The sequence below is a fragment of the Pseudomonas sp. LJDD11 genome (assembly GCF_024584215.1).
Lineage (GTDB): Bacteria > Pseudomonadota > Gammaproteobacteria > Pseudomonadales > Pseudomonadaceae > Aquipseudomonas.
This window is the reverse complement of record NZ_JANJFL010000006.1, coordinates 1-14167: the sequence shown is the minus strand read 5'-3', so window position 1 is coordinate 14167 and position 14167 is coordinate 1. Positions and strand designations below refer to the sequence as shown.

Here is a 14167-nt window from a genome sequence, read left to right as displayed (position 1 = left end):
ATGAACCGTCCGCTTCGACGCTCGTCGATCTCCCCGCTGCTGTCCGTGACCACATTGGGCCAGGCTGTTGCTCTGGGACTGGCTGTGACCCTGGCTGGCTGCGCCGGCCTGCCCGATCAGCGCCTGGCCAATGAAGCCATGCAGAACGGCGATACTGCCCTGGCGGAGCGCAATTACCGGCAACTGGCCGAGCTGGGCTACAGCGATGCCCAGGTCGGTCTGGCCGACATTCAGGTGGCCAGCGGTGACCCGGCCCGCCTCAAGGAGGCCGAGGCCACCTACCGGGCTGCGGCGGCCACTTCGCCACGCGCCCAGTCACGCCTGGGCCGGCTGCTGGCCGCCAAGCCCGACGCCACCGATGCTGAACGCAAAGAAGCCCAAGGGCTGCTGCAAAAAGCTTTCGCCAGTGGCGAGTCTGGCAGCCTGTTGGCGCTGGCCATGCTTTACCTGCAATACCCGCACAGCTTCCCTGAGGTCAACGCCCAGCAGCAGATCAGCCAGTGGCGCAGCATGGGCTATGCCGAAGCCGGCCTGGCACAGATCGTTCTGTACCGCACCCAAGGCACCTACGAGCAGCATCTGGATGAAGTCGAGAGCATCTGCAAACAGGCGCTGGCCAGCACCGACATGTGCTACGTCGAACTGGCCACGGTCTACCAGACCCGTGGCCAGGCCGACCAGCAAAAAGCCCTGCTCGACCAGCTCAGAAGTGCCTACTCGGCCGGCCGTGTCGACGCCCAGCGCGTCGACAGCGTAGCCCGGGTACTGGGCGATGCGCAGGTCGGCAGCCCTGATCCGCAAACCGCCCAGCAATTGCTCGAAGGCATCGCGCCGGGCTACCCGGTGTCATGGGTCACCCTGGCCAAGCTGCTCTACGACTTCCCGGAGCTGGGCGACGTCGACAAGATGATGGAGTACCTGGACAACGGCCGCGCCGCCGACCAGCCGCGCGCCGAACTGCTGCTGGGCCGACTCTACTACGAAGGTAAATGGGTGCCGGCTGACGCGAAGAAAGCCGAGCAGCACTTGAGCAAGGCCAGTGCCAGCGAACTGTCTGCCCACTACTACCTGGGCCAGCTGTACCGCCGTGGCTATCTCGGTCAGGTCTACCCGCAAAAAGCCGTGGATGAACTGCTGCTCGCCGCCCGTGGCGGGCAGGCCAGCGCGGACTTCGCCCTGGCGCAGCTGTTTTCCCAGGGCCGCGGCATCAAGCCTGACCTGGTCAATGCCTGGGTCTTCAGCCAACTGGCCAAGACCCACAATCCGACCCCGCAGGCCGATGAACTGGCCCAGCAGATCAACCCACAACTGTCACCCGCACAACTCGCCGCTGCCCAGCAGCTGTTGCAACGCGAGCAAAAAGCCCGGGGCGCGACCGCCAGCCAGAACGCGCTGGTCCTGCAGACCCTGCAAAAAGACGACGGTGAGGAAGCACTATGAAGCTGAACCCTTTGATGGCCGCTGGCATGGGCCTTGGTTTCACCCTGCTGTGGGCCTGCCCGACGCTGGCCGCCATGACTGAAGAAAAAAACTTCGGCCTGGAAGCGAAGATCACCGCGCAAAGCGAAGATGACCGCGACCTGGGCACCCGCTCCGGCGGTGACGTCAAGGGTATCGGCCTGGACCTGCGCCCCTGGGTATACGGCGAGCGCGGCAACTGGAGCGGCTACGCCATGGGCCAGGTGGTCACCGCCACCGATACCATCCAGACCGACCCGCTGGAACAGACCACCATCGACAGCAATGGCCAGAGCGGCACGCAGATCTCCCGCGGTAACGCCAGCGAACGTGAAGTCGACAAGACCTACGCCGCGCTGCGTGAATTCTGGATCGGCTACAGCGGCTTCACCCCCTACCCCGGGGAAGTACTCAAATTCGGCCGCCAGCGCCTGCGCAACGCTGATGGCCAGTGGCACGACACCAATATCGAAGCGCTGAACTGGACCTTCGACACCACCCTGCTGCGTGCCGAACTGGGTGCCGCTCAGCGTTTCAGCGAGTACCGCACCGACCTCACCGAACTGGCGCCGGAAGACGAAGACCGTCAGCACCTGTTCGGCTCGGCCAGCTATCAATGGACGCCAGGCCACTGGGCCGGCATCCGCGCCCACCACAGCCATGACGACGGCAAGCTCAAGCGCAGCGGCGAAGTGCTCGACGATCTGGACAAGACCGCCAATGGCGACCTGACCTGGGTCGGCCTGAACGTCGACAGCGATGCCTATAACCATCGCAATACCCACACCGTCAATTACTGGGGCAGCCTGACCTGGCTGACCGGTAACCGCGACCAGATCGGCGCCAACTACGACAACACCACCGACCAGTATCTGGCCGGCGACAAGACCGGGCGTAACGTCAATGGCTGGGCGACTGACCTGGGCATCCGCCTGCGTCTGGACCCGCAATGGCAAGTGGGCGCCGCGTACTCGCGCGCCAGCAAGGATTACGAACAGAACGGCCTGGAGAGCAACCGCTCGAACTGGACCGGCACCCGCTCGCGCGTGCACCGCTTCGGTGAAGCCTTCCAGGGTGAAATGGCCAACGTCGAAAGCGCTTCGCTGTTCGCCTCCTGGCAGTTCAACGAGGAGTACGACGCCTCGCTGATCTACCACAAGTTCCGCCGCGTCGATGGCAACGCCGGCATCGGTGGCGCCGGGATCAACCCGACCCGTGAAGTGATCGATGCCAGCGGCATCCCGACCAATACCTTCAGCTCCCTGCCGCTGGAAGACGGCCGTAAGGATCTGGGTCAGGAGATGGACCTGGTGGTCACCAAGTACTTCAAACAAGGCCTGCTGCCGGCAGCGTTGAGCCAGTCGTTCGATGAGCCGTCGGCGCTGGTGCGCCTGCGCGCCGGGGTGTTCAAGCCGGGTGATGCCTATCACGACCAGGTCGACAGCTACATGCATCGCGCCATTGTCGATGTCATCTGGCGCTTCTGAAGCGACGGCCCAAGGAGTGCGATGAAATGAATCGTCAGATCAACAACGCCAGGCCGCGCCATTGGCCGCATACCCTGCTCGAAAGCGCAGTGCTGGGCAGCGCCTTGCTGGTGGCCAGTGCCGCACTGGCCAACACCCCGGTGGTCAGCGAACCGGCCAAGTCGGTGGTCAAGGAGCTGCAACAGGCCAAGACCTACACCATCACCAGCCCACCGGCCGAGCCACTGGCGATGCAGACCCCCGAGCTGCCCGACCTGTCCGGCTACACCACCGAGGCTGCGCTGCAAAAGATCGACCGCAGCGCCAAAGGCAAGGTGCGTGTCACGCGGATGATGGATGAAGAAACCGGCATGAAGGAGTTCGTCGGCGGCGACAACAAGATGGCCGAGTGGGTGGCGCGCCAGCGCGGTATTCCGCAGATCATCGTGGTCGAGAACGGCTATGCCAGCCTGCAGGACGTCGCCCGCCAGGTGCCCAAACAGATGCTCAGCGAAGTGTCGCCCGGCGTATTCATCGCCCGCGTGCCGATTCTGGTCAAGCAAACCGGCAGCCTGGAAATCGACAAGCGCACCACCGAACTGCGCCTGTCTCAGGAGCGCGGCGCGTTTCTGGTCAACGAAGGCAAGCTGCTGATCGCCAACACCCAGGTCAACGGCTGGAGCGAGACCCGCAACGGCCATTCCACGTGGCGCAAGGCCGGCGAATTCCGCCCGTTCCTGCTTAGCTGGGGCGGCTCGCAGACCTGGATCGCCAGCAGCAAGATGGCCAGCCTGGGTTATGACCAGAGCAAGTCTTACGGTGTGAGTATTTCCCAGTACACGCCCAATGCGGCCAAGGTGCTTAACCGCCCCGAGCCGACCGGCTGGATCATTGACTCGGAATTCTCGGACCTGTGGTACGGCTTCTACTGCTATGAAACCGAAAACTTCGTGATCAAGGGCAGCACCTACCGCGACAACATCGTCTACGGCATCGACCCGCACGACCGCTCGCACGGGCTGATCATCGCCGAGAACACCGTGTACGGAACCAAGAAGAAGCACGGGATCATCATTTCCCGCGAGGTGGACAACAGCTTCATCTTTCGCAACAAGAGCTACGACAACAAGCTCTCCGGCGTGGTCCTGGACCGTAACAGCGTCGGCAATATCGTCGCCTTCAACGAGATTTACCAGAACCACACCGACGGCATCACCCTGTACGAAAGCGGCAACAACCTGTTGTGGGGCAATCGGGTGGTGGCCAACCGTCGCCACGGTATCCGGGTGCGTAACAGCACCAACATCAAGCTCTACGACAACCTTGCCCTGGGCAATGGCCTGATGGGCGTCTACGGCCACATCAAGGACTTGAACGACACCGACCGCGACATCGACCTGGACCCGTTCGACGCCGAAGTTTCGCTGATCGTGGTCGGCGGCCAACTGGCCAGCAACGGTTCCGGCCCGCTGGCAATCGACTCGCCGCTGAGCGTCGAACTCTACAACGTGGCCATGCTGGCACCGACCAAAAGCAATGGCATCACCTTCAACGGCGTACTGGGCGAGAACCAGGAGCAGATCCTCGATCTGCTGGTGCGCCAGAAACGCGCCGTACTGATCGATCCCGTCGAAAGCCAGAGCGAGCTGCGCCCATGAGCCGAGAGACTTCCATGCATAGCCACCTGATCAAATGGCTGGGCCTGTCCAGCCTGACCCTGGGCCTGATGGCCGCTACCAGCGCTGCGCGTGCCGATGACAGCCAGGCGCCGAACTTCACTGCCGAGCCGTGCTGCCAACTGTGCCCGGCTGCCCATGATGCCAGTAACTACACCACCCGCTATCAGCAGAACTTCACTACCCTGATTCAGGCTGAGGGCGACTGGCTGTTCCGCACCAAAGAAGACCTGCGCACCGAGTTCGACACCACGCCGGCCGGCTATAAGCGCCTGCAAGAACTGCAACGCGCCTTCAAGCGCAAGGGCATCGACCTGGTGGTGGTCTATCAGCCAACCCGTGGCATGGTCGACCGCAACAAGCTGTTGCCGCAAGACCGCGCCAAATACGATTACGACACCGCGCTGAAGAATTACCAGGCCATGCTCGGCCGCTTCAGCAAGATGGGTTACTGGGTTCCGGACCTGAGCCCGCTGACCAGTGAAACCCAAGACCATGATTTCTACTTCCGTGGTGACCAGCACTGGACCCCTTATGGCGCCCAGCGCACCGCCAAGGTGGTGGCCGAGACGGTGAAGCAGATCCCGGGCTTCGACGAGATTCCCAAGCGCGAATTCGAAAGCCACAAATCCGGGCGCATGGGCAAGACCGGCACCCTGCACAACATGGCCGGCCAGCTGTGTGGCACCAGCTATGCGATCCAGTACATGGACCAGTTCGCCACTGAGCCCAAGGGCGAAGCCGGTGACGGCGACCTGTTCGGTGACTCGGGTAACCCGAAGATCACCCTGGTCGGCACCAGCCACAGCGGCAAGAACTACAACTTCGGCGGTTTCCTGCAGGAATACATCGGTGCCGACGTGCTCAACGTGGCCTTCCCCGGTGGCGGCCTGGAAGGCGCGATGATCCAGTATCTGGGCAGCGAAGACTTCCACAACAATCCGCCGAAAATCATCGTCTGGGAATTCTCGCCACTGTATCGCCTGGACCAGGACAGTATCTGGCGGCAGATGTTTGCCCTGCTTGATGACGGCTGCGATGCCAAGCCTGCGGTGCTCAGCGCCGAAACCAGCCTCAAGCCCGGCAACAACGAAGTGCTGGTTAACGGCAAGAACGGCATCAAGGACATTCGCAACTCGGCCAACCGGGTCGACATCCAGTTTGAAGACACGTCGGTAAAAACCCTCAAGGCGCGCCTGTGGTACATGAACGGCCGCCATGAAGACCTGAAGATCGAAAAACCGGAAACCGCCGACACTGATGGACGCTTCGCCTTCGACCTGCGCGAAGACGAAGACTGGGCCAGCCAGCAACTGCTGGCCCTGGAAATCGAAGGACCCGAAGCAGGTAGTGAGCCACAGAAAGTCAAAGCCCAGGTGTGCAAACGCAATGCATTGCCAGGTACCCAACAGCATTCTGCGCAAGCCGGATTATGAGGTGACTTATGCAGATATCCCGACCTGTCCGCCCCGCCCTGCTGTCGCTGGCCATCCTGGCCGCGACCGCCTGGAGCGGCGCGGCTGCGGCAGCAGCGCCGCTGATTCCGCCCCAGGGTTACTCGGCCCCTATCGAGAAGATGAAAACCGGCGATCACAACTTCAGTTGTGCCGCCATCCCGCAGCCGTACACCGGTGCGCTGGTGTTTCGCAGCAAATACGAGGGCTCCGACAAGGCCCGTGCAACCCTTAACGAAGACGCAGAAAAAGCCTTTCGTAACGCCACCCAGGACATCACCGACCTGGAGCGCGGGGTGAGCAAGGTGGTCATGCAATACATGCGTGACGGCCGCCCCGAGCAGCTTGATTGCGCGCTCAACATCCTGACCACCTGGGCCCGCGCCGGTGCGCTTGAGTCGCAGGAGTTCAACCATACCGGCAAGTCGATGCGCAAATGGGCGCTGGGCAGCATGTCGGCGGCGTACCTGCGGCTGAAGTTCTCCGACTCGCGGCCGCTGGCCAACCATCAGCAGCAGGCCCAGGAAATCGAAGCCTGGTTCAGCAAGCTCGGTGACTTGGTAATCAGCGACTGGAGCAACCTGCCGCTGGAAAAAATCAACAACCACTCGTACTGGGCCGCCTGGTCAGTCATGGCCACCGCCGTGGCGACCAACCGCCGCGACCTGTTCGACTGGGCCGTCAAAGAGTTCCGGGTCGCCGCCAATCAGGTCAGCCCGGAAGGTTTCCTGCCCAATGAAATGAAACGTCGCCAACGCGCGCTGGCTTATCACAACTACGCCCTGCCGCCGCTGGCGATGGTCGCCAGTTTCGCCCGCGCCAATGGTGTGGACCTGCGCCAGGAAAACAACGCGGCGTTGCAGCGCCTGGCCCAACGGGTGCTTGAAGGGGTACGCGACCCGGACGAGTTTGCCGACCGTGGTGGCGAGAAGCAGGACATGACGGATCTGAAAAAAGATCCGAAATTCGCCTGGCTGGAACCGTACTGCAGCCTCTACACCTGTGATGCCCAGGTGCTGGAGGAAAAGCACGAAAAGCAGCCGTTCAAGACCTTCCGCCTGGGCGGGGACCTGACCCGGGTCTATGACCCTAATCACGACCGTGACAACCAGTGATTGGGTAACACCGTAGGAGCGGCTTGAGCCGCGAATGATTCACAGCGAATTTCGCGGCTCAAGCCGCTCCTACAGATAGCAATGCGATGTCCCTCCTGTTTTTCATGGGGGGGTTTGGGGGGGCATTGGCCCTTATTGCCGGACTGACGGAGTAAAGACGGATGGTGTTTTCATCCAACGTGTTCCTGTTCCTGTTCTTGCCGATCTTCCTCGGCTTGTACTACGTGAGCGGGCAACGCTACCGCAACCTGCTGTTGCTGATCGCCAGCTACATTTTCTACGCCTGGTGGCGTATCGACTTCCTGAGCCTGTTCATCGCCGTTACGGTGTGGAACTACTGGATCGGCCTGAAGGTGGGCGCCGCCGGGGTACGGACCAAGACGGCGCAGCGCTGGCTGCTGTTGGGGGTGGCGGTCGACCTGTGCATCCTGGGCTACTTCAAGTACGCCAACTTCGGTGTCGACAGCCTCAACGCCATCATGACGTCCATGGGCCTGGAGCCGTTCATCCTGACCCACGTACTGTTGCCGATCGGTATCTCGTTCTACATCTTCGAGTCCATCAGCTACATCATCGACGTCTACCGGGGTGACACACCGGCGACCCGTAACCTGATCGACTTTGCCGCGTTCGTAGCGATCTTCCCGCACCTGATCGCCGGTCCCGTACTGCGTTTTCGTGACCTGGCCGACCAGTTCAACAACCGCACCCACACCCTGGACAAGTTCTCCGAAGGCTGCACGCGGTTCATGCAGGGCTTCATCAAGAAGGTGTTCATCGCCGACACCCTGGCCGTGGTTGCCGACCATTGCTTCGCGCTGGAGAACCCCAGCACCGGTGATGCGTGGCTGGGTGCGCTGGCCTATACCGCACAGCTGTACTTCGACTTCTCCGGCTACAGCGACATGGCCATCGGCCTGGGCCTGATGATGGGCTTTCGCTTCATGGAGAACTTCAAACAGCCGTACATCAGCCAGTCGATCACCGAATTCTGGCGGCGCTGGCACATCAGCCTGTCGACCTGGCTGCGCGACTACCTGTACATCACCCTGGGCGGCAACCGCGGCGGCAAGATCGCCACCTACCGCAACCTGTTCCTGACCATGCTGCTTGGCGGCCTGTGGCACGGCGCAAACATCACCTACGTGATCTGGGGCGCCTGGCACGGTATCTGGCTGGCCATCGAGAAAGCCGTGGGCATCAACACCAAGCCTTACAGCTTCAACGTGATCCGCTGGGCGTTCACCTTCCTGCTGGTGGTCATCGGCTGGGTGATCTTCCGTGCCGAGAACCTGCACGTCGCCACCCGTATGTACAGCGCGATGTTCAGCTTCAGCGACTGGCAGTTGTCGGAACTGACCCGCGCCAACCTGACCGGTCTGCAGATCGCAACCATGGTGCTGGCTTACGCGACCCTGGCGTTCTTTGGCCTGCGCGACTTCTACAGCGACCGGCCGGCCAAACAAGGCAAAGCCAAGGCCGACGGCCCGGCCACTGACCAGCCTGGCACCATCAAGGCGGTCCCGGGTGATGCCGCTGGCAGCATCCATGAGCCGGGCTTCACCGTGGGCCGCGAAGCCAATGTGCAGGCGGCCTACTGGCAGGCTGACTGGCCACGCTACGCCATGCGCGTGCTGGTGTTGCTGCTGTTCATCGCGTCGATCCTGAAACTGTCGGCGCAGAGTTTCTCGCCGTTCCTGTACTTCCAGTTCTGAGGAGCCTGACATGACCCGTTCATTACGCATCCTCTACATCGCGGTATTCATGAGCCTGCTGATCGTGCTGGGGCTCTGGTCGCTGGGCAGTTTCGCCAGCTTCACCAAGACCCCACAGCAGACGGTACTCAACGGACGCTGGACCAAGGCGGTGGAAACTCATTACGACGATGAGTTTCCGATCAAGCGCCTGAGCACCAACTTGTGGGCGGCGCTGGACTACAAGCTGTTCAACGAGGGCCGCCCAGGTGTAGTCCTGGGTGAGGACCAGTGGCTGTTCACCGATGAAGAGTTTGACGCCATCGCCGGCGGCGAAAAGAACCTGGCCGACAACCTGGCGCTGGTTCGCGGTGTGCAAGACACCCTGAACAAACAGGACGTTAAGCTGGTGCTGGCGATCATTCCGGCCAAGACCCGTCTGTACCCTGAGTTCATCGGTGAACACACCCCGGCGCGCCTGCATGCCGATCTGTACCAGCGCTTCCATCAACAGGTCGCCCAGGCCGGCATTCTTGCCCCTGACCTGCTGCAACCGCTCAAGGACGCCAAGCAGCGTGGCCAGGTATTCCTGCGCACCGACACCCACTGGACCCCGCTGGGTGCCGAAGTCGCCGCGCAGCAACTGGGCATGGCCATTGACCGCCAGGTGCAACTCAATGGTGAGCAGACCTTCGTCACCGCTGAGCAAGGCACTGCCGAGTACAAGGGCGACCTGACCAACTTCCTGCCGCTCGATCCGTTGTTCAGCAACCTGCTGCCCAAGCCCGATGCCCTGCAAAAGCGCAACACCGAAGCAGTCGGTGGCGCCAGTGAAGGTGACGAGGCGCTGTTCGCCGACAGCGAAATCCCGGTGGGCCTGGTCGGCACCAGCTACAGCGCCAACCCGAACTGGAACTTCCTGGGGGCACTCAAGCAGGCGCTGCGCAGTGATGTCGTCAACTACGCCGAAGACGGTCATGGCCCAGTGCTGCCAATGCTCAAGTACCTGCAGACCGAAGAGTTCAAAAACAACGCGCCACAAGTGGTGATCTGGGAATTCCCCGAGCGCTACCTGCCGGTACACAACGACCTGGGTGAATTCGATGCCAACTGGATCGCCCAACTGAAAAAGCCGCAAACCAGCCAGGACAACCTGGCACAGAACACCCAACCATCCGAGTCGCCCGAGCGGGCGCAAAACTGAGAGGACTGCCCTTATGACCTTGAAGACCACTGCCAATCGTTCGGCCAACACCACCCTGATCAAGCGCTGCGCGCTGGCCATGAGCCTGAGCCTGGGACTGGGCATCGCCGCACTGCCGGTGCAGGCCGCCGGTGACGCCGCCCTGTACGGCCCGACCGCCCCGAAAGGCTCGACCTTCGTGCGGGTCTATAACGCCAGCAACAGCGAAGTCAGCGCCAGCGTCGGCAACACGGCGCTCAATGACGTCGCGCCGCTGGGCAGCACTGCATTCAGCTTCATGCCAGGCGGCGACTACACCGCCAAACTCGGCAGCCAGAGCGTGCCGGTGAAGCTGGCCAGCGATCATTACTACACCCTGGTCAACCACGCCAACGGCAAACCGCAACTGGTCGAGGAAGCGCCGTTCAAGAACAAGCAGAAGTCTCTGGTGCGTCTGCAAAACCTCAGCGACCAGCCACTGACCCTGAAAACCGCCGACGGCAAGACCGACGTGGTCAAGAGCGTCGCGGCCAAGGGCACTGGCGAGCGTGAAATCAACCCGGTGAAGGTCAGCCTGGCGCTGTACAACGGCGACAAAAAAGTCTCTGACGTCAAACCGGTCGCCCTGGAGCGCGGTGAGGCAGCGGTGCTGTACGTCACCGGCAGTGGCAGCAGCCTGTCGCCGGTGTGGGTCAAGCCACCGGTTGAAACCCGCTAACCCGATTGCTGCCCCGGCACCTGCCGGGGCTCTGGAACAACAACAAGACGCAAGAATGGCAGTACCCGTACAGCCCCTATTGAATACTTCGGAGATGAAGAAAAATGATTCCAGTAATCCTGTCAGGCGGTAGCGGTTCTCGACTCTGGCCACTGTCGCGCAAGCAATTTCCCAAGCAGTTCCTGGCATTGACCGGCGAACACACGCTGTTCCAGCAGACTCTGGAGCGCCTGGTGTTTGAGGGTATGGAAGAACCCATCGTCGTGTGCAACAAGGAACACCGCTTTATCGTCAACGAGCAACTCGCCGCACTGAACCTCGACACCCAGGCGATCATCATGGAGCCGTTCGGCCGCAACACGGCACCGGCCGTGGCGCTGACCGCCATGCTGATGGTCAATGAAGGCAACGACGACCTGATGCTGGTGCTGCCGGCCGACCACGTGATCGAAGATCAGAAAGCCCTGCAACGCGCCCTGGCGCTGGCTACCATTGCCGCCGAACGTGGCGAGATGGTGCTGTTCGGCGTGCCGGCGACCAAACCGGAAACCGGCTACGGCTACATCCGTTCCACTGGCGACTCACTGCTGCCCGAAGGCGTGCGCCGGGTACAGAGCTTCGTCGAGAAACCCGACGAAAAACGCGCCAAAGAGTTCGTCGAAGCCGGTGGCTACTACTGGAACAGCGGCATGTTCCTGTTCCGCGCCAGCCGCTACCTCGAAGAGCTTAAAAAGCATGATCCGGACATCTACGACACCTGCGTGCTGACCCTTGAGCGCAGCAAGCAGGACGCCGGCAGCATCGACATTGACGAAGCCACCTTCGCCTGCTGCCCGGACAACTCCATCGACTACGCGGTCATGGAAAAGACCCAGCGTGCCTGTGTGGTGCCGCTGAGTGCCGGCTGGAGCGATGTGGGTTGCTGGTCGTCGCTGTGGGAGGTGCACGAGAAGGACAACCAGGGCAACGTCACCAAGGGTGATGTGGTTCTGCAAGACAGCCGCAACTGCATGATCCATGGCAACGGCAAGCTGGTGTCGGTGATCGGCCTGGACAACATCGTGGTGGTGGAAACCAAAGACGCGATGATGATCGCCCACAAAGACAAGGTCCAGGGCGTCAAGCAGATGGTCAACACCCTCAACGAGCGTGGCCGCAGCGAAACCCAGAACCATCTGGAAGTCTATCGTCCATGGGGCTCCTACGACTCGGTGGACATGGGCGGGCGCTTCCAGGTCAAGCGTATCTCGGTCAAGCCGGGTGCCAGCCTGTCGCTGCAGATGCACCACCACCGCGCCGAGCACTGGATCGTGGTCTCGGGCACCGCCCAGGTGACCTGCGACGAGAACGTGTTCCTGCTGACCGAAAACCAGTCGACCTACATCCCGATCGCTTCGGTGCACCGCCTGAAAAACCCCGGCAAGATCCCGCTGGAAATCATCGAGGTGCAATCGGGCAGCTACCTGGGTGAGGACGATATCGAGCGCTTCGAGGATGTCTACGGGCGCACCGACTCCATCGAGTCGGGGGTCAAGACCCAGACCATCGCGCGCTGATTCAGCACCGCAACACCTGCAGCATCTGATAACGCCCTGCCTTTGTGCAGGGCGTTGTCGTTATGCCGGTGGTAGGATGACCCGCATCATCACGTGCGAGGACACTCTTCCATGCTGATCGGCATCTTATTGATCCTGACCTGGCTCATCTTGCTATTGCGCTATCCGGCCAAGGCTTTGCCGGTGTCGCTGGTGGCCGCCATGGCGCTGGGTATCGTGGCTGCCACGGTCATCTGGCAAGACAGCCGGGAAACCCGCCAGTTGGAGCGCCTCGACCTGCGTTTGAATCTGGCACAAAGCTGCCCGGCCGACCGGCCGTTGCAGGTGAGCATCACCAATACCAACAAGACGCCGCTGCGTGAGTTGCGCTGGCGAGTGGCGGCTTATGTGCCGGGCGACACGGTGAACCTGGTGGATAACACCTACAATTCGGCGCGTTATCGTGGGCCGGGTGAGTTGCAGGCTGGCGCTTCGTGGCAGGAGTGCTTGCCATTGCCGGCATTGCGCAGTGGCTATCGGGCGCAGAGCCTGGAGTTTCGGGCCGAGCATTTGCAGGGGAGTTTTTCCAACTAATTTGAGTGGGCCAGGTAGGAGCGGCTTTAGCCGCGAAGGCCGCGAACAGCTTGATGTCGGTGCAAGGATCGTTGCCGCAGTTGTCTGAACTGAGGGTTTCACCCCGACGCTTGCTCCTGGCTTGGGTCCGCCCTGCGGGCGAACTTCCCTCCGTCCGGCATCGATTCGGGGGGCCAGCGCCCAAGTCGCGATTCGCGTCGTCTGTGCCATCTCGGTTTGAAAAGCAAGAGCAGATCGGCAACGGCAACGGCAACGGCAGACATTAAAAGCAGTATTTTATAAGGACTCTATATGCCCATTACTCTGATCACCGGTTGTTCCAGCGGCATTGGCCGTGCGTTGGCTGATGCGTTGCATGCCGCCGGTCATGAGGTTTGGGCCACGGCGCGCAAGGCTGAAGATGTCGCGGCGCTGGCCGCTGCGGGTTTCACTGCTGTGCAACTGGACGTCAACGATGCCACCGGGCTGGCGCAATTGGCTGCACGGCTGGAAACCCATGGGCTGGATGTGCTGATCAATAACGCCGGTTACGGTGCGATGGGGCCGTTGCTCGATGGCGGTGTCGAAGCGATGCAGCGTCAGTTTGAAACCAATGTCTTTGCGGTGGTCGGGGTGACCCGTGCACTATTCCCGGCATTGCGGCGCAATCGCGGCCTGGTGGTGAATATCGGCAGTGTCTCGGGTGTGCTGGTGACGCCGTTCGCCGGTGCCTATTGCGCTTCCAAGGCGGCGGTGCATGCGCTTAGCGAAGCGTTGCGTCTGGAGCTGGCGCCGTTCGGTATTCAGGTGATGGAAGTACAACCGGGCGCGATTGCTTCAAGCTTTGCGAAAAACGCCAGCCATGAGGCCGAGCAGTTACTTGATGAACAGTCGCCCTGGTGGCCGATCCGCGAAGGCATCCGCGCACGTGCACGCGCCTCTCAGGACAAGCCGACACCCGCTGAAGACTTCGCCCGTGGCGTGGTCGCCGCCCTGCAACGCCCTCGCCCGCCGCGCCTGTTACGGCTTGGAAATGGCTCGAAAGTCATGCCGCTGATGGCCTGGCTACTGCCTGGCAGCTTGCTTGGGTTTGCCTTGAAGAAGCGTTTTGGATTGGATCAGCGGTTGTAGCACTTGACATCCTCCCCGCCCTAAAGAGCGGGGATTCCTACAGCTAGACGGCGATGCCCCGCCGCAAGAATGTTCCGGGCCGCGTTCACATCGCGGTCGTGGGCTGTACCGCAGCACACGCAAGTCCATTCTCTTATTCGCAAACCGGCTCTACCTTTCGGACT

At 61.7% G+C, this 14167-nt stretch carries 12 protein-coding genes; 11 read left to right on the top strand and 1 reads right to left on the bottom strand.

The features are described from left to right. The 11 genes from algK to NRB16_RS09345 all read left to right on the top strand — a co-directional run bounded on the left by algK (position 1) and on the right by NRB16_RS09345 (position 14003). Complete coding sequence (gene algK, locus NRB16_RS09395; RefSeq protein ID WP_253140534.1) at positions 1-1440, top strand: alginate biosynthesis TPR repeat lipoprotein AlgK; 1440 nt, start codon at positions 1-3, stop codon at positions 1438-1440. Then, positions 1437-2945: an alginate export family protein gene (locus tag NRB16_RS09390; RefSeq protein WP_045482966.1), complete on the top strand. Its 1509-nt coding sequence runs from the start codon at positions 1437-1439 to the stop codon at positions 2943-2945. The genes algK and NRB16_RS09390 overlap by 4 nt, the downstream gene beginning before the upstream one ends. Positions 2946-2971: 26 nt before the next feature. Next, complete coding sequence (gene algG / locus NRB16_RS09385) at positions 2972-4582, top strand: mannuronan 5-epimerase AlgG (protein ID WP_045482967.1); 1611 nt, start codon at positions 2972-2974, stop codon at positions 4580-4582. Between the two features lie 14 nt (positions 4583-4596). Beyond that, positions 4597-6036: an alginate O-acetyltransferase gene (locus NRB16_RS09380; RefSeq protein WP_257106107.1), complete on the top strand. Its 1440-nt coding sequence runs from the start codon at positions 4597-4599 to the stop codon at positions 6034-6036. 8 nt (positions 6037-6044) lie between these two features. Then, positions 6045-7169 (top strand): mannuronate-specific alginate lyase, encoded by a 1125-nt coding sequence (locus tag NRB16_RS09375; protein ID WP_045482969.1) that lies wholly within the window; start codon positions 6045-6047, stop codon positions 7167-7169. Positions 7170-7330: 161 nt separating this feature from the next. Then, the gene (locus tag NRB16_RS09370) at positions 7331-8884 is read left to right on the top strand and encodes an MBOAT family protein (RefSeq protein WP_045482971.1); all 1554 of its coding nucleotides are present in this window, start codon (positions 7331-7333) and stop codon (positions 8882-8884) included. 10 nt (positions 8885-8894) lie between these two features. After that, positions 8895-10067, top strand: coding sequence for an alginate O-acetyltransferase (locus NRB16_RS09365; RefSeq protein ID WP_257106023.1), 1173 nt, complete (start codon positions 8895-8897; stop codon positions 10065-10067). Between the two features lie 13 nt (positions 10068-10080). Further along, positions 10081-10764, top strand: coding sequence for an alginate O-acetyltransferase AlgF (locus NRB16_RS09360; RefSeq protein WP_045482977.1), 684 nt, complete (start codon positions 10081-10083; stop codon positions 10762-10764). A gap of 104 nt (positions 10765-10868) precedes the next feature. After that, positions 10869-12320, top strand: a complete 1452-nt coding sequence (locus tag NRB16_RS09355; protein ID WP_045482980.1) for a mannose-1-phosphate guanylyltransferase/mannose-6-phosphate isomerase — start codon at positions 10869-10871, stop codon at positions 12318-12320. Between the two features lie 111 nt (positions 12321-12431). Next, positions 12432-12893, top strand: coding sequence for a multidrug transporter (locus NRB16_RS09350; protein ID WP_253140537.1), 462 nt, complete (start codon positions 12432-12434; stop codon positions 12891-12893). 291 nt (positions 12894-13184) lie between these two features. Beyond that, the gene (locus tag NRB16_RS09345; protein ID WP_253140538.1) at positions 13185-14003 is read left to right on the top strand and encodes an SDR family oxidoreductase; all 819 of its coding nucleotides are present in this window, start codon (positions 13185-13187) and stop codon (positions 14001-14003) included. Positions 14004-14023: 20 nt separating this feature from the next. Here the strand turns inward: NRB16_RS09345 and NRB16_RS09340 are convergent, their stop codons facing one another. Next, positions 14024-14146: a zinc ribbon domain-containing protein gene (locus tag NRB16_RS09340; protein ID WP_306456403.1), complete on the bottom strand. Its 123-nt coding sequence runs from the start codon at positions 14144-14146 to the stop codon at positions 14024-14026. Between the last annotated feature and the right edge of the window lie 21 nt (positions 14147-14167).

Coding starts and splice junctions, on each gene's coding strand:
- algK (WP_253140534.1), top strand. CDS start 1: ATGAACCGTCCGCTTCGACGCTCGTCGATCTCCCCGCTGCTGTCCGTG.
- NRB16_RS09390 (WP_045482966.1), top strand. CDS start 1,437: ATGAAGCTGAACCCTTTGATGGCCGCTGGCATGGGCCTTGGTTTCACC.
- algG (WP_045482967.1), top strand. CDS start 2,972: ATGAATCGTCAGATCAACAACGCCAGGCCGCGCCATTGGCCGCATACC.
- NRB16_RS09380 (WP_257106107.1), top strand. CDS start 4,597: ATGCATAGCCACCTGATCAAATGGCTGGGCCTGTCCAGCCTGACCCTG.
- NRB16_RS09375 (WP_045482969.1), top strand. CDS start 6,045: ATGCAGATATCCCGACCTGTCCGCCCCGCCCTGCTGTCGCTGGCCATC.
- NRB16_RS09370 (WP_045482971.1), top strand. CDS start 7,331: ATGGTGTTTTCATCCAACGTGTTCCTGTTCCTGTTCTTGCCGATCTTC.
- NRB16_RS09365 (WP_257106023.1), top strand. CDS start 8,895: ATGACCCGTTCATTACGCATCCTCTACATCGCGGTATTCATGAGCCTG.
- NRB16_RS09360 (WP_045482977.1), top strand. CDS start 10,081: ATGACCTTGAAGACCACTGCCAATCGTTCGGCCAACACCACCCTGATC.
- NRB16_RS09355 (WP_045482980.1), top strand. CDS start 10,869: ATGATTCCAGTAATCCTGTCAGGCGGTAGCGGTTCTCGACTCTGGCCA.
- NRB16_RS09350 (WP_253140537.1), top strand. CDS start 12,432: ATGCTGATCGGCATCTTATTGATCCTGACCTGGCTCATCTTGCTATTG.
- NRB16_RS09345 (WP_253140538.1), top strand. CDS start 13,185: ATGCCCATTACTCTGATCACCGGTTGTTCCAGCGGCATTGGCCGTGCG.